Annotated in this window: 21 protein-coding genes; 8 read left to right on the top strand and 13 right to left on the bottom strand. The window is 46.8% G+C overall.

All coding sequences use genetic code 11. From position 1 onward, the window contains the following. Positions 1-234: 234 nt before the first annotated feature. Complete coding sequence (locus AAB523_03270) at positions 235-2,097, bottom strand: glycoside hydrolase family 3 protein (protein MEK7556274.1); 1,863 nt, start codon at positions 2,095-2,097, stop codon at positions 235-237. A 292-nt stretch (positions 2,098-2,389) separates the two neighbouring features. Here AAB523_03270 and AAB523_03275 point away from each other — a divergent pair, with 292 nt between their 5' ends. The 3 genes from AAB523_03275 (at position 2,390) to AAB523_03285 (ending at position 4,902) form a co-directional block, all read left to right on the top strand. Beyond that, entirely contained in the window at positions 2,390-2,920 is a 531-nt protein-coding gene (locus AAB523_03275; GenBank protein ID MEK7556275.1) for a hypothetical protein, read from the top strand. Between the two features lie 298 nt (positions 2,921-3,218). Then, the gene (locus AAB523_03280) at positions 3,219-3,875 is read left to right on the top strand and encodes an outer membrane beta-barrel protein (protein ID MEK7556276.1); all 657 of its coding nucleotides are present in this window, start codon (positions 3,219-3,221) and stop codon (positions 3,873-3,875) included. A gap of 643 nt (positions 3,876-4,518) precedes the next feature. Next, complete coding sequence (locus tag AAB523_03285; GenBank protein ID MEK7556277.1) at positions 4,519-4,902, top strand: DUF4870 domain-containing protein; 384 nt, start codon at positions 4,519-4,521, stop codon at positions 4,900-4,902. A gap of 77 nt (positions 4,903-4,979) precedes the next feature. Here the strand turns inward: AAB523_03285 and AAB523_03290 are convergent, their stop codons facing one another. After that, complete coding sequence (locus tag AAB523_03290; GenBank protein MEK7556278.1) at positions 4,980-5,366, bottom strand: TfoX/Sxy family protein; 387 nt, start codon at positions 5,364-5,366, stop codon at positions 4,980-4,982. A 175-nt stretch (positions 5,367-5,541) separates the two neighbouring features. Between AAB523_03290 and AAB523_03295 the strand changes: the two genes are divergently transcribed. Then, on the top strand, positions 5,542-5,742 hold the full coding sequence (locus AAB523_03295) for a cold shock domain-containing protein (GenBank protein ID MEK7556279.1): 201 nt from the start codon (positions 5,542-5,544) through the stop codon (positions 5,740-5,742). Positions 5,743-5,791: 49 nt separating this feature from the next. On the opposite strand, the gene typA is transcribed toward AAB523_03295, so the two are convergent. The 3 genes from typA to AAB523_03310 form a co-directional block, all read right to left on the bottom strand. Further along, positions 5,792-7,585, bottom strand: coding sequence for a translational GTPase TypA (typA, locus tag AAB523_03300; protein MEK7556280.1), 1,794 nt, complete (start codon positions 7,583-7,585; stop codon positions 5,792-5,794). Positions 7,586-7,888: 303 nt separating this feature from the next. Then, positions 7,889-8,251, bottom strand: a complete 363-nt coding sequence (locus AAB523_03305; protein ID MEK7556281.1) for a hypothetical protein — start codon at positions 8,249-8,251, stop codon at positions 7,889-7,891. Positions 8,252-8,437: 186 nt separating this feature from the next. Further along, on the bottom strand, positions 8,438-8,824 hold the full coding sequence (locus AAB523_03310) for a hypothetical protein (protein ID MEK7556282.1): 387 nt from the start codon (positions 8,822-8,824) through the stop codon (positions 8,438-8,440). A gap of 188 nt (positions 8,825-9,012) precedes the next feature. Here AAB523_03310 and AAB523_03315 point away from each other — a divergent pair, with 188 nt between their 5' ends. The 3 genes from AAB523_03315 (at position 9,013) to AAB523_03325 (ending at position 10,860) form a co-directional block, all read left to right on the top strand. After that, positions 9,013-9,384 carry a hypothetical protein gene (locus AAB523_03315; protein MEK7556283.1) on the top strand — a complete coding sequence of 124 codons (372 nt, stop codon included), beginning with the start codon at positions 9,013-9,015 and terminating at the stop codon, positions 9,382-9,384. Positions 9,385-9,506: 122 nt separating this feature from the next. Then, on the top strand, positions 9,507-9,980 hold the full coding sequence (locus AAB523_03320) for a vitamin K epoxide reductase family protein (GenBank protein MEK7556284.1): 474 nt from the start codon (positions 9,507-9,509) through the stop codon (positions 9,978-9,980). 70 nt (positions 9,981-10,050) lie between these two features. Then, the gene (locus tag AAB523_03325; GenBank protein ID MEK7556285.1) at positions 10,051-10,860 is read left to right on the top strand and encodes an SIMPL domain-containing protein; all 810 of its coding nucleotides are present in this window, start codon (positions 10,051-10,053) and stop codon (positions 10,858-10,860) included. Positions 10,861-11,064: 204 nt separating this feature from the next. Here AAB523_03325 and bcp read toward each other — a convergent pair whose 3' ends face one another. Then, positions 11,065-11,535 (bottom strand): thioredoxin-dependent thiol peroxidase, encoded by a 471-nt coding sequence (gene bcp, locus AAB523_03330; protein ID MEK7556286.1) that lies wholly within the window; start codon positions 11,533-11,535, stop codon positions 11,065-11,067. 144 nt (positions 11,536-11,679) lie between these two features. On the opposite strand from bcp, the gene AAB523_03335 reads away from it, so the two are divergent. After that, complete coding sequence (locus tag AAB523_03335) at positions 11,680-12,408, top strand: thioredoxin domain-containing protein (protein MEK7556287.1); 729 nt, start codon at positions 11,680-11,682, stop codon at positions 12,406-12,408. A 50-nt stretch (positions 12,409-12,458) separates the two neighbouring features. Here AAB523_03335 and AAB523_03340 read toward each other — a convergent pair whose 3' ends face one another. The 7 genes from AAB523_03340 to dnaG form a co-directional block, all read right to left on the bottom strand. Further along, entirely contained in the window at positions 12,459-12,761 is a 303-nt protein-coding gene (locus AAB523_03340) for a metal-sulfur cluster assembly factor (GenBank protein ID MEK7556288.1), read from the bottom strand. Positions 12,762-12,796: 35 nt separating this feature from the next. Then, the gene (sufC, locus tag AAB523_03345; protein MEK7556289.1) at positions 12,797-13,519 is read right to left on the bottom strand and encodes a Fe-S cluster assembly ATPase SufC; all 723 of its coding nucleotides are present in this window, start codon (positions 13,517-13,519) and stop codon (positions 12,797-12,799) included. A gap of 5 nt (positions 13,520-13,524) precedes the next feature. Continuing rightward, positions 13,525-13,905: a Fe-S cluster assembly sulfur transfer protein SufU gene (gene sufU, locus AAB523_03350; protein MEK7556290.1), complete on the bottom strand. Its 381-nt coding sequence runs from the start codon at positions 13,903-13,905 to the stop codon at positions 13,525-13,527. A 9-nt stretch (positions 13,906-13,914) separates the two neighbouring features. Next, positions 13,915-15,129 (bottom strand): cysteine desulfurase, encoded by a 1,215-nt coding sequence (locus tag AAB523_03355; GenBank protein ID MEK7556291.1) that lies wholly within the window; start codon positions 15,127-15,129, stop codon positions 13,915-13,917. Between the two features lies 1 nt (position 15,130). Continuing rightward, positions 15,131-16,510: a Fe-S cluster assembly protein SufB gene (sufB, locus tag AAB523_03360; protein MEK7556292.1), complete on the bottom strand. Its 1,380-nt coding sequence runs from the start codon at positions 16,508-16,510 to the stop codon at positions 15,131-15,133. A 101-nt stretch (positions 16,511-16,611) separates the two neighbouring features. After that, positions 16,612-17,895 (bottom strand): sigma-70 family RNA polymerase sigma factor, encoded by a 1,284-nt coding sequence (locus AAB523_03365; protein ID MEK7556293.1) that lies wholly within the window; start codon positions 17,893-17,895, stop codon positions 16,612-16,614. A 61-nt stretch (positions 17,896-17,956) separates the two neighbouring features. After that, entirely contained in the window at positions 17,957-19,663 is a 1,707-nt protein-coding gene (dnaG, locus tag AAB523_03370) for a DNA primase (protein MEK7556294.1), read from the bottom strand. Positions 19,664-19,739: the final 76 nt, after the last annotated feature.

Raw genomic sequence — 19,739 nt, forward strand, 5'->3', positions numbered from 1 at the left:
CTTATATTGTTCGACCTCCGCAAGTAGTCTCGCTAGGGTTTCGTAGAAGGTCTTGCGCTTCTCTGGGGAGGGCTTTACCAGTTCTGGCTCCGCGGGCAAAATGCCTGCACCTCTTCTTCCCTTTTATCCGGCATGCATTGAGAAAAAGTGCCGAACTTTGATAAAGAAAGTGGAGAAAGTAGAGAAAGTAGGTCAGGTACCCTTTTTAGGTCTCCCGCGGAGCATCATTGATAATTATAATCCAAAACCTTTTGGAAATAATGGTTCCGTTTTATCGGAAGCTTTCCCCTCATGTGAAAATGGTAATTGATCAAGGTTTGCAGGCCAGGGCAATGGCAGTTTCCCACTAAATGATCTTTTACCAAATAAAACTGGAGCTACGCCATCACCCTCACTGCCCGGAAGCCATGCGGCAATAATCGCGTCCCACTGCTCCATTTCGTCAGGTAAAAGAAGTGGTCGGCCTGATACGATAATGACGAGCAGTTTTTTGCTTGTCTGTCTTAGCAACGAAATAATCTCAAGGTCTTCCGGAGATAATATCGGATTCGCGTTATCTCCCCACCCTTCGGCATATGGTTTCTCTCCGACAATCGCAATTCCAACGTCAGCTAGATCTTCATCGGCTACAAAACGGGCATTCGCGTCATAAACAATCTGTGTACCCGAGCCCGCACTCTTCTCTATACCTTCAAGTATTGATATTGCCCCGGGAATCGCATTGCCGTCTATTCCTTGCCACTCTATTGTCCAGGCGCCGCTTTGTCTCCCCGTATTATGGGCGGCGCTTCCCGCCACAAAGATTCGCTTCACGTCGGACGAAAGTGGTAATGTTTGGTTTTCGTTTTTCAAAAGAACCAATGATTTTGATACGGCTTCGCGCGCCAGAGCCCGATGCTCTTTTGAACCAATTATTTCAAGGTTGCCTTCCGGTGTTTTTTCAAATAGACCGACAGAAAACTTTGCCCGCAATATCCTCACAACCGCGTCATTAATTCGCTCTTCCGCTATGTCGCCTTTACGAACCGCCTTTTCAACATTTTTAATGAATGTTTTGTAGTCATAGGGGAGCATCACCATGTCTATTCCGGCATTTATCGCCGTCACGGCGGCGGTATATTCCCCTCCCGGAATCTCGTAGACCCCATACCAGTCAGAAACAACAAAACCCTTGAAACCAATTTCCTTTTTCAAAATATCGGTAATGAGATATTTGTTAGCGGAAATTTTTTCATCTCCCCAACTATTGAGTCCCGTCATCACAGAAAGCACTCCGGCCCGAACTGCCGCCTTAAAGGGAGGGAGGTAAAATTCGCGCAAGGTTTTTTCACTAGCTTTTGTTGTACCCTGATCAATTTTGAAATTTTTATTGCTTGAACTTCCCCATTGCATTCCTCCGGCGCCAACGTAATGCTTGGCTGTGGCAACCATTTCAACTTTATCTGTTGCGGCACCCTGAAGTCCTTGTACATATGCCGATCCTAAGTCCGCATTGATCTCAAGGTCGTCTGAAAAAGCTTCATAGGTCCTCCCCCAGCGAATATCTTCCGGCGCGTCAAGATTCGGCGAAAAAACCCAAAAAATCCCAGTCGCTCTCACCTCCTCTGCTGTCGCTTCAGCGACCTTCTTCACTAACTCTCTGTCATGAGCCGCACCCAAACCAATCGCATGAGGAAAAATGGTGGCACCGGGGACATTCCCGTGCCCATGAATCGCATCTACGCCATACAGCACGGGAATACCAAGTCTCGATGAACGAGAAGCTTCTCCGTACCCCGTTACCATATCAAGCCAACCTTGGGGAGTATTATTCGCGGGCTTGCCTCCCGCACCGCTCAATATTCCGCCCAATCCATAGAGGGGGACATCTTTTATGTCATGAACACTGTTTTTCTCAACCAACGCCATCTGTCCAATCTTCTCATCCAGAGTCATTTGCGAGAGCAGATTGATGACCCTTTTCTCAACTGAAAGACGTGAATCTTTGTAACCAGGATCAATAGCGGCTCGGAATATCTTTTGTTCTTGGCTCAAAAAAACAGATACAGCGCCCAGAGCAAGTACGAGAATGATGAAAATGCCTGCTCTTTTATTCATAAATATATAGTATCATAAAACTCACCCCCTTCGGTGATTTTTAGTTTTTATATAAAAGGAAGAGGAAGTCAGGTACCCTTTTTCCTTTCCCGAGGAAAATATTAAGTCTCCTACCGATTTTAATAGACAAAAAGTCAGGGCGGGTATACTATTTAAACAGATTGCCTTTGTGACGTTTTTTGCAGGAAGTAATATCTTAATTATGGTCGATACGCTAAACACAGATCCCGGGAATCTCCTTGATAGTGGAGCGGGTGAATTTTTGAGAGTATTATCAATTTAAATAATTAATATGGAGCAAGAAAACAATAAATCAAAAAAGGTATTATACGCAGTCATCGGCGTCGTGGTCATTCTTCTTGTCGGGTGGTTTTTCACAAGGGGGTCAGGTGGGTTGGGAACATCCATACCATCTATACCGGGAGTGGATATAGATAGGAATATTGATGGTTCCGCTACGTATTCAAATGAAGACGGTACGGTAACAATCGGAGCTAACAGCCTGCCGGACAATTGGCCAAATGATGCTCCGAAATACCCTAACGCAAGTATTCAGTATTCCGGATCATCTAATCCGCAAACCGGAGAAGCCGGAGCGATGGTAATGTTTACGACACCGGATAAACAGCAGACAGTCGTTGACTTTTACAAAAGAGAACTTGCTTCAGAGGGGTGGAAGATAGAACAGACGCTGGTAATGGGGACAGTCACCATGCTTGTCGCCCAAAAAGATGAGCGAACTTTCGGTGTCCAAATCGCCACTGACGAAGGAAGCGGGCAAGTGAGCGTTACGGTGAGTGTTGCAATACCCGGATCAAATTAAGCTATTTTCTATTTACAGAACAAAAAACCGCCGACCAAATGTCGGCGGTTTTTTGTTCTGTGGTTGGCGGCAAGACAAGGATTTCAAGAAAAACGTAAGACTATTACAAGGGGTTGACAAAGCGAGCAAGCTGAAGTAATGTTCCAAAAGAAGTACGGTCTGTGCGGTCCTTTCAAAATCAACACCTAACAGGGGAAAAAGCCCGCGGAGGCAAAACTATGCACTAGTGGGGTCGTCTGTCGGCAGTTGTTGTATAATACAAAGTAATTTCAACTATTTCTCATTTGGAGGTGTTCCCATGAAATTTTTTCTCTCTGCTGTTTTCAGCATGTTGCTTGCCACATTCGCCTTCCTGCCCAGTGTCTCCCTCGCGGGAAACTGGTACGTGGGCGGCGGAGTAGGTCAAAGCAAAAGTGCTTTCGACGTAAGCGGTGTCCAGGAAATGTTGCAATCCTACCCTGGGTTTAGCACTTCGTTCGTTATGGACGAAACCGCAACCGGCAAAAAAGTGTTCGGCGGGTACCGTATAAACCGCTATGTCGCGGTTGAGGGCCAGTATGCTGATTTTGGGAAATTCACATCGTCGTTTTCCGCTTCAAAGGGCTCGCAAAAAGCCCTTTCAACGGGAGAATGGAGCGCGACAGGTCTCGGTGTTTCCATGATGGGCATTCTGCCGATTGGTAGCAAGGTTTCATTATTCGGCAAGGTCGGCATGCTTCGTTGGAACGCAACAACAAGCTACGCTTACGTTGACAACATAAGTCCCGAAAGTTTCAGCGGGTCCGATGACGCAACCGGCACAAGTTCAATGTTAGGTGTCGGCATTAATGTCAAAGTGGCAAAGAAGCTCAGTCTGCGTTTTGAACACGAACGCGTCAACGATGTCGGCGACGAGTACGTGACGGGAAAAACCGATATCAGCCTCACGACTGCCAATCTCGTCTTTAACTTCTGACCGAAACTCGGTTACTTGCAAGTTCCTTTTACCCCCCTACCATGCACTGGTAAGGGGGTTTCTTTTTGAATAGATACTTCCCTATCTTCTTTTCATCCTAAAAAATATAAATTTTCTTGAGCCAATGAGCATAAAAACATTGTTTTTATTGACTCTTTTATCTTTATCCTATAAGATGTTACGGTAGTTCTTTTTCAACACTCTGTATAAAGGGAAATAATGGAGATTATGACAAACTGCAACCGAGAGCTTAATGTGTCAGGAATGCATTGCCCCTTTCCTATTCTTAAAACCAAAAAGGAGATCGAAAAACTCGAGAGCGGTCAAGTTCTGAAAATCATCGCGACTGATCGCGAATTGGTCAATAATAGCAAAATCTTCTGCAGGCAGACCCGCAACAAACTTCTCAAGTCCGACGACAACGACGGTACCTATGTCGTTTACATCCAAAAAACCTAAACTACAGACCTTTCATTACACCAAAGAACCCCGATCGGGGTTCTTTTTTTGCGAACGTTCGAATAGTATGAGGTTTTGGACAAAGTAAGACACTCTGAGAGATATCCTTTGATATATTGCCCGGGATTTGATATATTTTGAAAGGAGGTTTGCTGTGTGTTTTATTAATAATACATTTATTTTTATGGACGAAAATACTCAAAATCCGTCTCCGGTAAGCGGAGGACAACAAGCACCACAGGGACAAAAGAAAGGACAAAACACTATGATGGCTATCGTGGCTTATATCCTCTTCTTTATTCCCCTTTTAACCGATGCGAAAAATGATCCTTTTGTGAAATATCACGTCAAGCAAGGTTTCGTATTATTTATCGCCTATATCATCGTGATGGTTGTTTCGCGAATGCTCTATGGTTTTGGCTTCGGCTTCGGCTTTATTGGTCTTTCGTCGTTGTTGAACGTCGCGCTGTTGGTATTGCTTGTCATGGGTATCATGCACGCGATCAACGGCGAGCAGAAACCGCTTCCCCTTATCGGACAATTCGCTGACAAAATTAAGTTTCTGTAAGTGAGAGTCTAGTCAAAACTCTCTCTGAAAAAGAGCCCCCGAATGAACGGGCTCTTTTTTTGTTTGAACAAGACTCTCTATCTCTCCTTGCTCTTCTTGGACCTTCTGCTTACTTCCACTGAATCCTCTATCCACAAGGCAAGTAGGTCTTTGTTCTCCATAATCTCCTCCGGCACACTAAAGTATGGCATCTCAATCGGTTCTCTGTTTTTGTGACCGGCATAGATGAAAGGATGGCTCTCGTACTTTCTAAATTTTTCTTTGAGCGCTTCGTCTCCTTTAAAATAAAGTTCACTTTCCGAGGTGATGATGGCAAAGATAAAGCCGCTCTTATATATACCAAACCCGCCAAACATCCCCTTGGAGGAAATGTCAGGCACGCCCCGAAAAACATCATATATAATATAGTCGTGGAACTCTTTCCCTTGCGCGCTCATGGTTAATATCAGTATACAGGACACCATATAATTAACCTATCACCAGAGGCAACGATGGTTTTCCCCTGAATATCTGTTGACAATTTTAGCATACTATGCTTAGATAGAGAGTATCAAAGCAGATCTGTAAGAGGAGCGGAGTCGGGTTTTATCTACAGTCCACTGTATTTGAAAATTTATCCAAGTAGTTTCTCTTATAGTCATGCAAACAGGAACAATCACACGTTTGACTGATCGAGGATTCGGTTTCATCGCACGAGAAGGTGCGGAGAAAGATCTTTTCTTCCACTCAAATGAGTTGCAGAACGTTCAGTTCAACGATCTTCGTGAAGGCGATAAGGTAACATTCGAGGTAGCTGAGGGCCAAAAGGGTCCCAACGCCGTGAACGTTAACCGAGTCTAATCGAAAAGAAAAAACACCCCCAGAAATGGGGGTGTTTTTTCTTTTCGTATTACTTCGCCGTTTCTTGCCGTTTAGCCTTGGTGCGATCCGCGTCAGTAAGATATTTTTTTCTCAGTCGCACACTTTTCGGCGTAACTTCAAGATATTCGTCTCCGGACATGTTCTCGAGCCCCGACTCAATGGTAAGTTCTTGCGGAGGTATGAGCATGATATTTTCATCAGAACCGGAAGCGCGCATGTTGGTGAGCTGTTTTCCTTTTATCGGGTTCACCATCATCTCTTCGCCCTTTGAAGTATTCCCGATCACCATCCCCTCATAAACCTCGGTGTTGGCGTTGATATAAAGCACTCCTCTTTCCTGCAAATTAAAAAGTGAAAAACCAAGAGCTTTCCCGCGCGTCATGGAAACCATGGAGCCCGTGGCACGCTTGGGTATCTCTCCCGCGTATGGCTTAAACCCGATAACTCGGCTCGCAAGGATTCCCTCACCTTTTGTATCAATAACAAATTGCCCGCGATATCCCAAGAGTCCGCGCGTCGGTATTTCAAGAACAAGGCGAATGGTATTTTCATGCTGGACCATGCCGCGAATGAGTCCCTTTCGTTTGCCAAGCTTTTCAATCACCGCACCTTGATACTCGCTCGGCACGTCAATCGTAACCTCTTCATACGGCTCCAGCTTCACTCCTCCTTCCTCCTTGATGATGATGCGCGGTTGTGAAACCTGCATCTCATAGCCCTCTCGGCGCATATTTTCAAGCAAGACCGCAACGTGGAGCTCTCCTCTTCCGGACACATTAAAACTGTTACCCTGGCCGAAATCAACATGGAGTCCCACATTGACCTCAAGCTCGCGTTCAAGCCGTTCGCGGATCTGTCGCCCCGTCACAAATTTTCCCTCTCGCCCGGCGAAAGGAGAATCATTCACCAAGAAATCCAGGGTGATCGTCGGCTCGTCCACCTTGATCGCAGGCAGAGGTTGTGCGCTTTCGTCCGTGGTAATGGTTTCTCCGATAAAGATGTCCGGAAGTCCCGCAATCATGACAATATCGCCAGCCGGCGCTTCGGTAACCTCATTGCGAGAAACTCCCTTAAAGGTGAAAATTTTTGTGATCTTCCCGCTGCGAGTTTCTCCGGTTGGTTTTTTTATAAACACCGCGTCGCCTGCGTGTACCACGCCGTCATACACGCGCGCTACCGCGAGGCGTCCGAGAAAATTGTCATATCCGAGATTAAAAACCTGCGTACGAAGCGGTGCGTCGATCAGAGCTTGCGCAGGCGGCACTTCTTCAAGAATGGTATCAAGAAGCGGAGTAAGATCTGTTGACTCATCTTCCAAAGCTTTCTTCGCAACCCCCTCACGGCCGATCGCGTACACGGTAGTGAAGTCAAGCTGTTCGTCGCTTGCGCCAAGTTCCATAAACAATTCCAACACCTGCTCTTCCGCAAGCTTCGGATTCGCCGCCGGTTTGTCGATCTTGTTGATAACAACGATCGGTTTCAATCCAAGCTCCAGTGACTTTTTGAGCACAAAACGGGTTTGCGGCATGGGACCTTCCTGCGCATCCACAATGAGAAGCACTGAATCAATGGATCGGAGCACGCGTTCAACCTCCGAACCAAAGTCTGCGTGGCCGGGGGTATCTACGATATTGATCTTGGTGCCCGCGTAGTTTATAGAGGTATTTTTAGCATATATGGTAATGCCACGCTCTTTTTCAAGCGTATTGGTATCCATGCTCATTCCGGGAAGAAACTCCCCTGTTTGGCGCATAATAGCATCAGTAATGGTCGTTTTCCCGTGGTCAACGTGGGCGATAATTGCAATATTTCTAATTTCCATGTTTTCTTGATTACTTTGAGCTACGAAACTCGCTTTCGATGAATTTTCCCTCAATTTCAGGCGAGATGAAGGTAAAAATTATGAGCCATATACGGCGTATATGGTGAGTAATTTTTAACAAGTCGCAGCCGAAATTGAGGGAAAAGGCGCGGAATTGGAGTTTCGTAACTCAAAGTGACTAAAAAAGAGCCCGAAAAAATGGCTCTCACAGCTACAAGAATACACGAAATGTGCGACAAACACAACCTCCCTTGATCTTGTGGATTTTGCATGAAGGAGGAGCGCGATTTTCTTAACCGGTACCTATAGAGAATCTTCTTTCGAGAAGAGGACCTCGTCCGCGACAGCATCAAGGCTCTTTATGCAATTCCCTTCAATCATATCAATATACGTGCTGTTTTTCTTTATCTGCTCACTGGCGTTCGCGACATTCATTCCACCAGACCCCGTCCGAATGGCCTTGTTCAATTCATCGTTCTCTTTGTGCAAACGCGCCAATAGTTCGTTCATCACATAATCAGATATGAGCGCCGTCCTCTTGGATATTGGGACATTCTCATTGAGTTTCTCGCTGTTTTGCAACTCCGGCACCGGCTCGCCTTTGTATGCTTTCGCCATATCCAACACTAATTTCTCAAGGAGATATGCTCTTGTATTTCGGTCCACGAGAGGTCTCTTTTCTCGCTCGTTTTTATTTTCATTACTTTGAGGTTTGAATTGTTCCGGGTTTTGCATAAAAATTAATATGCTTTTTATTATGTCTAGCGAGGAGCGGGATGAAAACCGGAACCGCGAAGCGGTGGAGATTTTCATTCCATCCGAGCGACGACATAACAAAGGGTTTAATACCCTTTATATGCTATTAAACGAAGTAGTCGCCTCAAGCGTCTCTCTCGGCGTAGATGTTCCGGGACTGTTGTTTTCTTTGGTCTTGTTGAAAAATTCATCGGTACTACTTCCCGTGATGTGTTCAAATTCTTCCCGAGAGATAAAACCCGCTTCCAAAGAAAACTTCAAGCACTCGTTCAAATGCTCATCTTGTTCGCAATATGATTTGCACGCCTCTGCTCCGCGGCAACCGCCAGGACCCTGAAGTTCCCCCTCCCCTATTGGCGCGTTTTCTTGGAATCGGTCGGTGGGAGCGGCGTCTTTTTGAAGAAAGATGAATGCGGAGGAGAGGACGAGCGTCACTGCCACTACAGCAAGAGCAATGAGTATTCCCTTCATGTTTTTTCCCATTATTGAATTATATACCACATCACTGCCGTAAAACAAATGAATGCCGGACCAAAAAAGCCTTATTTTTCAAGACGTCTAGAGAATATTCCTTCGGAAGGCTTGCTTTTTTTTGGATTATTTGGTCTAATGTATGTAGAAAAGGAGTTGGTTCCCCTGGGTGAAACAACTACGACAAGGAGGAAACGGTCATGAAAATTCCCTATGATGTACTCGCACGGCCGTACTTCAAGATGTGTCCGACGTGCGGAAGGCACGGGAGCATCGTAGATCCGGAGCAGGAATGGACTTCGCCGGAAGCATATTCCCGCCAAGACGCACTGGAATTACTCACTTCTTGTTCATGGAATGACCTGGTCATGCCGGGAGAAATTCCCTACTTGAGGGATGAGATTTTTGAATCCAATCTTCCGGAAGTCGCTCCTTTGGCGGTCATGGCGCTCGCGGTGGAAACATGCCAAGACATGAACGCGATTCTCGGCGGCATGCATCAAGTCTTTCGAAAGTACGACGAAGAAAGATTTCTTAAAAAAGTACGCGGGACTCCTGTTTATAAGCACTGACCATCACCCCTCCACCCCACCACCATATTGCGGCGGTGGGTTTTTTTGTATACGTCCGCCATGGGAATTGAACTTTTGTGCACATATTGCTTCTTGGGCAAAAAATAGGGTATGCTAATCTCATGCACAATGACCACTCAAAGAGTACGCATATTTTGATCTACATATTTTTAACACTCGGTATACTGGGGCTCGTAGATTCCCTCTATCTCGCGTATGCGTACTTTACCGGAACATCACTTTCTTGCGAAATAATAAGCGGGTGCAACGAAGTCGCGCAAAGCCCTTACTCGCACATTGCGGGAGTATCTCTGCCAATGCTTGGTGTTATTTATTACGTCTTTGCGGTCAGTAATGCGCTCCTGTATCTCTATAACAGAAGCACGTATGCGGCGACCGTACTTGCGTTCGCGACCACGGTCGGATTTCTCGCCTCCGCTTATTTTGTGTACGCACAGATCTTCCTGATCGGAGCGATCTGCATTTACTGTATGTTTTCCGCCGGTTCGGCAACAATACTCTTTCTTATAGGAACATTTATCCGACAGCACCACATCGCCTTCCACGACGACAATCCTTTGGAACAATCCTCGTAGTAAAAAGAAATACGGGGAGTTATACTAAATACAAGCCATTACTAACAATTTAAGTAACTATACATACACTATGAGTGAAAAAATAAAAAATTATCTGGGGCTTGCCGGTGTTGTCGCGCTCGTCGCATTCGCGTTCGCCACCTTGGCCTTAGTCAGTACTTATTCGCGGTCAATTGAACCGTCCTCATTCCGCAGTTTCAGTGTCAGCGGTGAGGGAGAGGTGGTCGCGATTCCCGACGTGGCGGAATTCACGTTCAGTGTCATTACTCAAGGCGGAAAGGACATTCCCGCGCTTCAAAAAGAAAACGCGAACACCGCAAACGCGATCATCGATTTTCTGAAAGAGAACGGGGTGGACAAAAAAGATATCAAAACACAATTATATTCCGTGGAGCCGCGTTATCAATCCTATGATTGCAATAATATCCGGCCGGTCTATAACGGCGTGAGTACGTCGTATCCCGAGCCAAAACCATGCCCCCCTCCGGAGATCGTCGGCTACAGTATTAATCAAAGCGTGGTCGTAAAGATGCGAGATTTTGATAAGGCGGGAGAACTGCTCGCAGGTAGCACGAAACGAGGCGCAAACCAAGTTTCCGGACTTTCCTTTACCATAGATGACCCTGACGCGTTGCAAATGGAGGCGCGCACGAGAGCAATCGCGAAAGCGCAAGAGAAGGCGCGGGCGATCGCCAAAGCGGGCGGATTCCGTGTTGGCAGGATCCTTTCCCTTGATGAAGGATACACGCCATATTATGGCTACGGTCTTAAAACTGAAGCCGCGTACGGAATAGGCGGTGATGCTCCTCCCGCACCTTCCATTGAGCCCGGTTCGCAAGAAGTGAAGATCAGTGTGACGATGAGATTTGAGATACGATAGATAAGAAATAAAAGGTATTAAACCCCCAGGGCAAGCCCTGGACCCAAAAGGTATTCACTCCGCGAATCCTTTTGCCGCCCCAAGGGGCGGGGTATTAAACCTTTTGTTGCCGTCGCTCGTTCGGGAGAGAAAAAGAAGACTTTTTCTCTCCGCTCACTCGCTAGGCAATAAAAAAATCGTCCCGATATAATCGGGACGATTTTTTTATTGTTTGTTCAAGGCGCGAACATCATTCAAAACTTCCTGCGGATGCTCCGCCGGTTTGACCTTCTCGTAATGCTTTACCACGACTCCATTTTTATCAATCAAGAAAGATTCGCGTTCTATCCCCATGTATTTTTTCCCGTACATGGATTTTTCCACCCAGACGCCGTATTTCTGCAACACTGCTTTTCCCTCATCGGAGAGAAGCGGAAAATTCAAATGATGCTTGTCGCAAAACGTCTTGTGTTGCGCGCTACTGTCGGCGGAAACACCAAGCACTGCTACCCCTTCTCGGTTCAAGTCTTTCATTAAGTCGCGGAACACTTCCGCCTCTATGGTACACCCCGGGGTCATGTCTTTAGGGTAAAAATACAAAAGAAGCATCTGTCCCTTGTAGTCGGACAATGAACGGGTAACACCGCTCTGATCTTTAAGCTTAAAACTTGGCGCTTTTTTACGTATCAAACTCATACTGTCCAACACCCCCCACTGGGAGCAACGTTACTAATATTATACCCCGTTCTTTCCTCATGTCACGCAAACGTATGGGTATTTCCAAATTAATAGCAGATATAGTACAATATCAACGTTAACAACCAATAAAAATAAGCACTCATGGAAAAGCAGAACAATCTCACAATCCCCATTGCAATCATCGTAGCGGGAGTGCTCATCGCCGGAGCAGTCTTTCTTACCAGTGGTGGCAGTAGTAAAAGTAAGGATGCGATTGTGGGCGACACTAAGGGAGAACCCGAAAAAGCGGCAGAAATCACGCTTGCGCCGATAACCGAGAATGACCACATGCTGGGAAGTCCCAACGCGGATATTATCATCGTGGAGTACTCGGATACGGAATGTCCGTTCTGCAAGACTTTCCATCCGACAATGCAGCGCATTATTGATGAGTACGGAAAAGACGGCAAAGTGGCGTGGGTATATCGCCACTTCCCCCTAGATTCTATTCATCCAAAGGCGGACAAAGAAGCGGAAGCGACCGAATGCGCGGCGGAGCTCGGCGGAAATGACGCATTCTGGGCTTATCTCGGTAAAATATTTGAAATAACTCCTTCAAACAACAACCTTGACCTTGCCCTTCTTCCCAGCATTGCAACAGAAATCGGTCTCAACAAGGCACAATTTGAAGCATGTCTCGCAAGCGGACGGTATGCGCAAAAAGTTGAAGAACAATATCAAAGCGGTATTGCCGCAGGAGTACGCGGAACGCCTCATAGCATTATCGTGACCACCAAGGATGGCACGAAATACCCTCTCTCGGGCGCGCAACCTTACCAAGCGGTAAAACAGATCATTGACGCCGGGTTAGCCGACCAAGCAACAAAGTAAAGACAGTACAACAAAAAAAACTCCGCAGTTTTGCGGAGTTTTTTTGTTGTTTAAATACCAAGCGTTTCGCGAAGGCCCGGACTGGGCTCCCACGGCGGGTCAAACGTTAATTCAACCCGCACATCTAGAAATCCGAGTCCTTCAATGGTACTCTCAATTTGAGCGATCAACTCATCGGCAAACGGACAGAAAGGGCTGGTAAGCGTCATCAGTATCTCCACGCCGGGAACACCTGTTTTTTGCCGGTCATCTAACTTAATAGCGCGAATGAGTCCGAGTGTTATGATATCAATACCAAGCTCGGGATCTTTTATTTCTTTCAATTTTTCCTGAATATCTTTTTCTGTTTTCATATTATTTGTATATTTGTATAGATTCGTATTTCGTATTACTGAAATCCTTTTTCTTCTATCTTCTTTATCAATTCATGTCCGCCTGAGAGAGCAATCGCGCCATCTTTCATGACATGCACCTTGTCGGGTGAAATGTGCTGAAATATCTTTGTGTAATGAGTAACGAGCAAAAACCCCGTTCCCTCGCCCTTCAAAAGCTCAATACCGGCAAATACTTTTTTGAGCGAATCAATATCAACACCGGAATCTATCTCGTCAAGAAAAGCAAATCGCGGCTGGAGCGCCATGAGCTGTAATACCTCCGACTGCTTTTTTTCACCGCCGGAGAGCCCTGCGTTTACGGAACGCTTAAGAAAATCGGTGGAAATACCGATACTGTTCGCACGTGTTTCAAGATACTTATAAAATTCCAACACGGGAATAGTTACGTTTTTGATGTGATGATGTGCCTCACGCAAAAGAGTAGCGAGAGTAACTCCCTCTACTCCCGGCAAGATCTGTTGTGAGAGAAAGAGTCCCTTGCGTGCTTTTTTATATGTGGGCAAATCCGTGATATCTTCCCCGTCAAGTACGATGCGCCCGCCTGAGAGTTGATATTTCGGATGTCCCAAAATGGCATTGCAGAGTGAGCTTTTACCCGAACCATTTGGCCCCATCAGCACATGCACTTCTCCCGAAGAAACCGCTAAGGACACGCCGTTTACAACGACTTTTCCATTCACTTCGGCGCTTAAATTTTTTATCTCGAGTTTTGCCATAATTGTTATTTTGAGATGGGTTCTATAATGCTGTCACTGAGCGCCTTATACGCAAGCAACGCGCAGTTGACCCTGCCCGGACTAATAGGAATACCGAGCATGTTATAGACATCCCCGGGCGAGAGTAGTGCGAGTTCTTTGGTTGTCTTACCTTTGATAGCATCGGTGAGCATGGAGGCGGCGGCCGTGCTTATCGCGCAGCCTTCCCCTTCGAACGCCACATCTCTAACCTTATGTTCTTTGTCAAATTTTATATACAACGTAAGGTCGTCTCCGCAGCTCGCGTTACGACCTCTTTTTTGAGTATCAAAATCGGCAAGCACACCCTTATTGTGCGGATGCTTATAATGATCTAAAATATTTTGTTTATAAATTTCCTCATTCATATTTTGTTTTCAAGCAAAGATATTTTGCGCTTTCTTGATCCCCAGAACAAGTTTATCAACGTCCTCTTTGGAATTATATAAATAAAAAGATGCCCGGACGAGAGCCGTTACGCCAAGTGCGCTCATGAGCGGCTGTGCGCAGTGATGCCCCGAACGCACCGCAACCCCATCCCTGGAGAGGATTTCCGCTACATCGTGAGGATGTATTCCTTCAACCAGAAAAGAGACAACGCCTGCATTTTTGCGCGCGTCAGCATGATTGTACATGCGCACCCCCGGAATGTCCCCGAGTTGCAGGGTGGCTATGGCCACAAGTTCCTGCACGTGACGCTCTATATTCTGGAGTCCGATATGTTCCAGATAGCGGATTGATTCGGCAAGACCGATCACCCCGGCAATATTTTGCGTACCCGCCTCAAAACGCGCCCTGCCTGAAGCAAATTCTGCGGTGCGGGTATCAACCCTCTCTACCATGGAGCCTCCAAAGAAACTCGGTTTCAAAGAGGCAAGTCTCTCCTTTTTCCCGTACAGCACGCCGATACCGGTCGGACCGCACATTTTGTGTCCCGAGAAGAACAAAAAATCGCATCCGAGCTCTGGAGCATTAACCGGCATATGGCCAACCGCTTGCGCCGCGTCAACAATGAGGATCGCTGCCTGCTCTTTCGCGAGCACCGACAAACGCTTGATGTCATTGATACTACCGAGCACATTGCTCGCGAGCGCCACGGAAATTATTTTTGTCTTCGGGGTTATCAGTTCACGCGCTTTTTCATAATCAAGTTCATATTCCGCTGTGAGCGGAATATGTTTGAGTATAAGTCCGCGGCGCGAAGCTAATTCCTGAAGAGGAACGAGATTGGAATGGTGCTCCATGATCGTCGTAACGATCTCATCTCCTTTCTCCAGATGGAGCGTCCCTTCAAGGCTGTAAATAAGCATGTTTGAGGCCAGGGTAGAGCCTGCGGTGAAGACGATCTCCTCCGGTTCTGCGGAAAGAAAACGCGCCACGGTCTCTCGCGCGTGCTCATACTTGTCCGTTGCCGTCTCGCTTAGATCATAGGTGCCGCGATGAATGTTGGCGCGGTAGCTTTTGTAATATTCATCCATCGCCGCAACAACCGAAAACGGTGTCTGAGAGGTCGCGGCGCTGTCCAAATAAGCAAGGGAGGGATTGCTTTCAAATATGGGAAAATCTTTTTTTATGATCGTGGGGTCTAACATGTCATTCTACTCTATTAATTCCTCTGCTCGTTCCCTTGCCCATTTCCAATTCAATGATCTTGTTCAATTCAAGGGCATATTCAAGCGGCAGTTCTTTGATGATCGGTCCGGCAAAACCATTCACGACGAGGCGCACCGCGTCTTCTTCCGAGAGCCCTCGGCTCTCCAAATAGAATATCTCCTGCTCCCCTATTCTGCCGATGCGCGCCTCGTGGCTGATCTCCACCTTGTCGTTGGCATTCTCTACTGCGGGATAGGTATTCGCTTTTGAATGTTCATCCAAAAGCAGTGAATCACACACAAGTGAAGAGGAAGTGTACGAAGCCTTCGGAGATACTTTTATCAATCCGCGATAATTTGCCACTCCTCCGTCCTTGGAAATGGAGCGAGAATGGATCGTTGAGGAGGTGTGCGGCGCGAGATGTATCACTTTTGCGCCGGTATCCTGTACTTGCCCCCGACCCGCGATGACGATGCCTAAATTGTCAGATTTGGCACGCTCCCCTATAAGCACCGAAGAGGGATAGAGCATCGTGACACCGGATCCCATATTGCCGTTCACCCATTTGATCTCGCCATCTTCGGAAACTATCGCGCGTTTGGTATTTAAATTATAAGTATTCTGAGACCAGTTCTCTATGCTGATATATTTGATCTTTGCTCCCTTCAAAACGAAAAGCTCCACGCACCCCGCGTGAAGCGAAGATTCATTATAACGAGGCGCCGAACATCCTTCTATGTATTCCACCGATGAACCTTCGTCAGCGATGATAAGCGTATGCTCAAACTGCGCGCTCTGCCTGCGATTCATCCAAAAATACGCCTGAAGCGGCAGATCAACTGTAACTCCTTTGGGAACATAAATGAACGTGCCCCCGCTCCAAAGAGCTCCGTGGAGCATCGTGAATTTATGATCTTTTGCCGGTACACATTCAGTCATGAAATATTTTCGCACCAATTCTGGATATTTTTGCAAAGCGACATCCATATTTTCAAAAATCACTCCCTTATCGGAAAGTGTTTTCTTCAGGTGATGATACACGACGCCCGAATCGTACTGCGCGCCCACTCCGCCCAAATATTCACGCTCCGCCTTGGGAATGCCGAGCTTATCAAACGTGTCCACGATCTCTTTTGGCAATTCCGCCCAGGTGTCTTTTTCGGACACACTCGGGTCCGCATAGTATTCCATGTGTTCCAAATCAAGGCCCGACAGGTCAGGACCCCACGATGGAAGCGCAGTCTCTTGGTAAAGTGCAAGTGCCTCCAGACGCTTTTTAAGCATCCATGCGGGCTCTTTTTTACTCTCCGATATATAGCGCACCAGTTCCTCCGAGAGGCCACTGGGCACCTTTTTTTCTTTCGTACGCGTACTTGTCATGTCGTAATATATTACAATAAATTATTGTAATTGTAAAGATTTCGCTATTGTCACTTCTTTGGCTTAAAAAGCGCCAAAGTGTGGCGCTTTTTAACTTTTCCTTAATAATTCTGCAACCTATTTACGTTTTCGTGCTGCCGTATCTTTTCATGCGCCTTTGCTTCGATCTGTCTGATACGCTCTCGTGTCACGCCAAACTCCTTCCCTACTTCTTCAAGAGTATGCATGACGCCATCGGAGAGGCCATGGCGCATTTCCAATATTTTTCTTTCTTTCGGCGACAGATCATTCATGATCTCGTTCACCTGGTCGCGCAAAATGCGGCGCGCGGATTCCTGATCCGGAGAAAGGATTTTATCGTCGGGAATAAACTCTCCTAATGTTGAGTCTTCATCATCGCCGATAGGTTTCTCCAGCGAAACGGTTTCTTGGTTAATGCTCCTGATGTGATGGATCTTATCAACTTCAAGACCCATTTCGGTCGCGATCTCTTCGGGTAGCGGATCACGCCCCAAGTCCTGCGACAAACGCTTGAGCACTTGCTTGTATTTAGCGATCGTTTCCACCATATGGACCGGAATACGAATGGTGCGCGATTGATCTGCGAGTGCGCGTGTGATCGCCTGCCTGATCCACCAGGTAGCATACGTGGAGAATTTATATCCCTTTCTCCAGTCAAACTTGCTCACTGCCTTGAAGAGTCCCAGGTTCCCTTCTTGAATAAGATCCAGAAGCGTCAGATCGGGAGAGCGCCCGATATATTTTTTCGCAATAGAGACCACAAGGCGAAGGTTTGCGCGCGCGAGCAGATTGACCGCCTCCTCCTCCTTTGCTTCAATGCGTTTTGCGAGCTCCTTTTCTTCGTGCGCGGAGATCAGCGGGTACTGCCCTATCTCTTTCAGATACATTTGCACCGAGTCGTATGAAGAATCTTTTTTATAGCCCTTGTGTATCACGAGATCCTCGTCGGCCACCAAAAGCCCTCCCCCTTCCAAAATATCAACCCCGGCCACGTTAAACTTTTCGTAGAGCTCATCAAGGAATACAACGTTGTCTTCAATGTGCGGATACGACTTTAAAATTTCATCATAGGTGACAAAACCGCGTTCTTTTCCCTTTGCCAACAACTGGTCAAGTTTTTGCTCCAATGCGTCTCTCTTTTTGCTTGCTCGCGGTGGTTTTTTTGCGGACACTTTGACTCCCTTTTTTCCCACTTGAGAAACGGGCTTCTTTTTGAGGGCGACACGCGACACACGCGCTTTAGTGCGCCCTGATTTCTTTGCTCCTTTTTTGAGGACTTTCTTCGCTTTGAGGATAGCGTGTTTTCTCTTGGGGAGCGTGCTTTTCTTTGCCTGCTTCTTTGTGGTTTTCTTCGTCTTATTCATATCACGTAATTATCGTATTATATATTAAAATTCTCTCTGCTAACAAGCACATGTGCATACACTAGCCCCACTTTATCTGTTTTGCAAGTTCCTGGCATTTCTGTAAGAGCTTGGAGACGCGGGTTGTGTCGCCACTCTCCTCGGCTTCTTTGAGCTCCCCCATGGCGACGGCAAAGGCATTTCGCGCCGCTTCTTTCTCCAATTGCGTGAAGAGTTCACCAAGCTCATGACCCACGTCTCTTTCCCCTTCAAAGTAGATCTCTACCTCAAATACGCGCTCTCGTTTCTCGTCGGCAGACACTTGCCTTAACTTCTCCATGCGTTGCCGACCGACAACGTCCTCCAAATGTTTCTCCTGATTTCCTATTGATATGGCCGGTTTTTTAAGACTCTCCTGCCAAAAAAGAATGCTCATGATCTGCTGTTCAATGATATCTTTTCTGCCGCGCGGAATTTCTTTGAGTATTGGCTCTACCTCTTCTTTCAGATCTCCGGACGCACTAGGAAGCGGCATCTTTTCCAGTTCCGCCCAGATCGGCTCTTGCGGAATACTGAGTCGCTTTGCAACTTCTTCAACAAAATGCGCCTGCTCTATTTTGTTTCCCATCTGCTTAATGAAAGGAAGAACGAGTTTCCCCACTGCGATGCGAAACTCTCGGGACTCGAGATGTTTTTCTTCCAGTATGTCAAGATAAAAATGAACGATGTGCTTTGCCTCTTTCAGATTTTTCTTCCACAGGTCGAGATTCTTGGCAATCACATCGGCCGGGTCAAGCCCTTGCGGCATCGGCACCACTTTTACATCCATACCAAGGGACATGCCGGTGAGAGCGCCCTTGCCAGATGCCGAGTTGCCGGCAGGATCGGCGTCAAAAGCTATGATGAGCGTGTTCGCCATACGTTTTATCATGCGCACATGTGAATCGGTAAGTGCGGTGCCTGACACGGCAACCGTGTTGGAAAACCCCGCCTGGTGCGCCATAAGAAGATCCATTTGCCCTTCTACTAATATGCACGCGTTTTGTTTCCGTATCTCCGATTTTGCCTTGTCATACCCATATAACAGTTGGGACTTGCTGAAAAGTATCGTTTCGGGACTGTTGATATATTTTCCCATTTTATTTTCCTCGTCTCCGAATATCCTCCCCGAAAAGCCGACGACACGCCCTGCGCTGTCGGCAAGTGGGAACATGATGCGACTGCGGAACCTGTCGTAATATCCTTTCGGCGATTTGATAACGAGCCCCGCTTTTTCCATTTCTTGTTCCTTGAATCCCTTGGCTGCGAGCGCGTCACGCACAAAACTCCAACTCTCCGGAGCAAAACCGATGCGAAACTGCTTCAAGGTATCGGCCGTTACGCCGCGCCCATAGAGATACGAAAGCGCCTCTTTGTTTTTTATAAGATTCCACTGGAAGAGTTTTGTCGCTTCCTCTAAAATTTCGTAGAGCTGTTCTTTTTCCGAACGGAGCGCCGGATTCACTTCTAGAAGTGTGACTCCGGCCTTGTCGGCGAGCACCTTGAGCGCTCCTTTAAAATCAATCCCTTCAATCTCCTCAACAAAAGAAAAAATATCCCCGCCTCGGTTACAACCAAAACAATGATAAGAATCACGCACCGGAGAGACAAAGAAGCTCGGAGTGCGCTCCGCGTGAAAGGGACAAACCGCCCGGAAGTTTCCCCCCGCTTTTTCAAGTTTTATGTAAGAGCCGACAACGTCAACGATGGATAGTCTTCCCTTAATTTGTTCAACGCTATTCCCTGACATATGGAGCGACAGAGTTCACGATAAAGCTTCTTTTAACGTACTCTTCCGACGAGTGTAGTACAGCTCACAAACCGGA

This window comes from Patescibacteria group bacterium (assembly GCA_038063375.1).
GTDB lineage: Bacteria > Patescibacteriota > Minisyncoccia > Phycocordibacterales > JANLHH01 > JANLHH01.

Excerpts from the sequence above, each read along its gene's own strand:
- AAB523_03310 (MEK7556282.1), bottom strand. The coding sequence starts at position 8,824 with ATGGGAAAAAACATGAAGGGAATACTCATTGCTCTTGCTGTAGTGGCA.
- AAB523_03335 (MEK7556287.1), top strand. The coding sequence starts at position 11,680 with ATGGAAAAGCAGAACAATCTCACAATCCCCATTGCAATCATCGTAGCG.
- sufU (MEK7556290.1), bottom strand. The coding sequence starts at position 13,905 with ATGAATGAGGAAATTTATAAACAAAATATTTTAGATCATTATAAGCAT.
- AAB523_03355 (MEK7556291.1), bottom strand. The coding sequence starts at position 15,129 with ATGTTAGACCCCACGATCATAAAAAAAGATTTTCCCATATTTGAAAGC.
- AAB523_03270 (MEK7556274.1), bottom strand. The coding sequence starts at position 2,097 with ATGAATAAAAGAGCAGGCATTTTCATCATTCTCGTACTTGCTCTGGGC.
- AAB523_03320 (MEK7556284.1), top strand. The coding sequence starts at position 9,507 with ATGCACAATGACCACTCAAAGAGTACGCATATTTTGATCTACATATTT.
- AAB523_03315 (MEK7556283.1), top strand. The coding sequence starts at position 9,013 with ATGAAAATTCCCTATGATGTACTCGCACGGCCGTACTTCAAGATGTGT.
- sufC (MEK7556289.1), bottom strand. The coding sequence starts at position 13,519 with ATGGCAAAACTCGAGATAAAAAATTTAAGCGCCGAAGTGAATGGAAAA.
- AAB523_03285 (MEK7556277.1), top strand. The coding sequence starts at position 4,519 with ATGGACGAAAATACTCAAAATCCGTCTCCGGTAAGCGGAGGACAACAA.
- bcp (MEK7556286.1), bottom strand. The coding sequence starts at position 11,535 with ATGAGTTTGATACGTAAAAAAGCGCCAAGTTTTAAGCTTAAAGATCAG.
- AAB523_03290 (MEK7556278.1), bottom strand. The coding sequence starts at position 5,366 with ATGGTGTCCTGTATACTGATATTAACCATGAGCGCGCAAGGGAAAGAG.
- AAB523_03275 (MEK7556275.1), top strand. The coding sequence starts at position 2,390 with ATGGAGCAAGAAAACAATAAATCAAAAAAGGTATTATACGCAGTCATC.
- typA (MEK7556280.1), bottom strand. The coding sequence starts at position 7,585 with ATGGAAATTAGAAATATTGCAATTATCGCCCACGTTGACCACGGGAAA.
- sufB (MEK7556292.1), bottom strand. The coding sequence starts at position 16,510 with ATGACAAGTACGCGTACGAAAGAAAAAAAGGTGCCCAGTGGCCTCTCG.
- AAB523_03340 (MEK7556288.1), bottom strand. The coding sequence starts at position 12,761 with ATGAAAACAGAAAAAGATATTCAGGAAAAATTGAAAGAAATAAAAGAT.
- AAB523_03295 (MEK7556279.1), top strand. The coding sequence starts at position 5,542 with ATGCAAACAGGAACAATCACACGTTTGACTGATCGAGGATTCGGTTTC.
- dnaG (MEK7556294.1), bottom strand. The coding sequence starts at position 19,663 with ATGTCAGGGAATAGCGTTGAACAAATTAAGGGAAGACTATCCATCGTT.
- AAB523_03280 (MEK7556276.1), top strand. The coding sequence starts at position 3,219 with ATGAAATTTTTTCTCTCTGCTGTTTTCAGCATGTTGCTTGCCACATTC.
- AAB523_03325 (MEK7556285.1), top strand. The coding sequence starts at position 10,051 with ATGAGTGAAAAAATAAAAAATTATCTGGGGCTTGCCGGTGTTGTCGCG.
- AAB523_03365 (MEK7556293.1), bottom strand. The coding sequence starts at position 17,895 with ATGAATAAGACGAAGAAAACCACAAAGAAGCAGGCAAAGAAAAGCACG.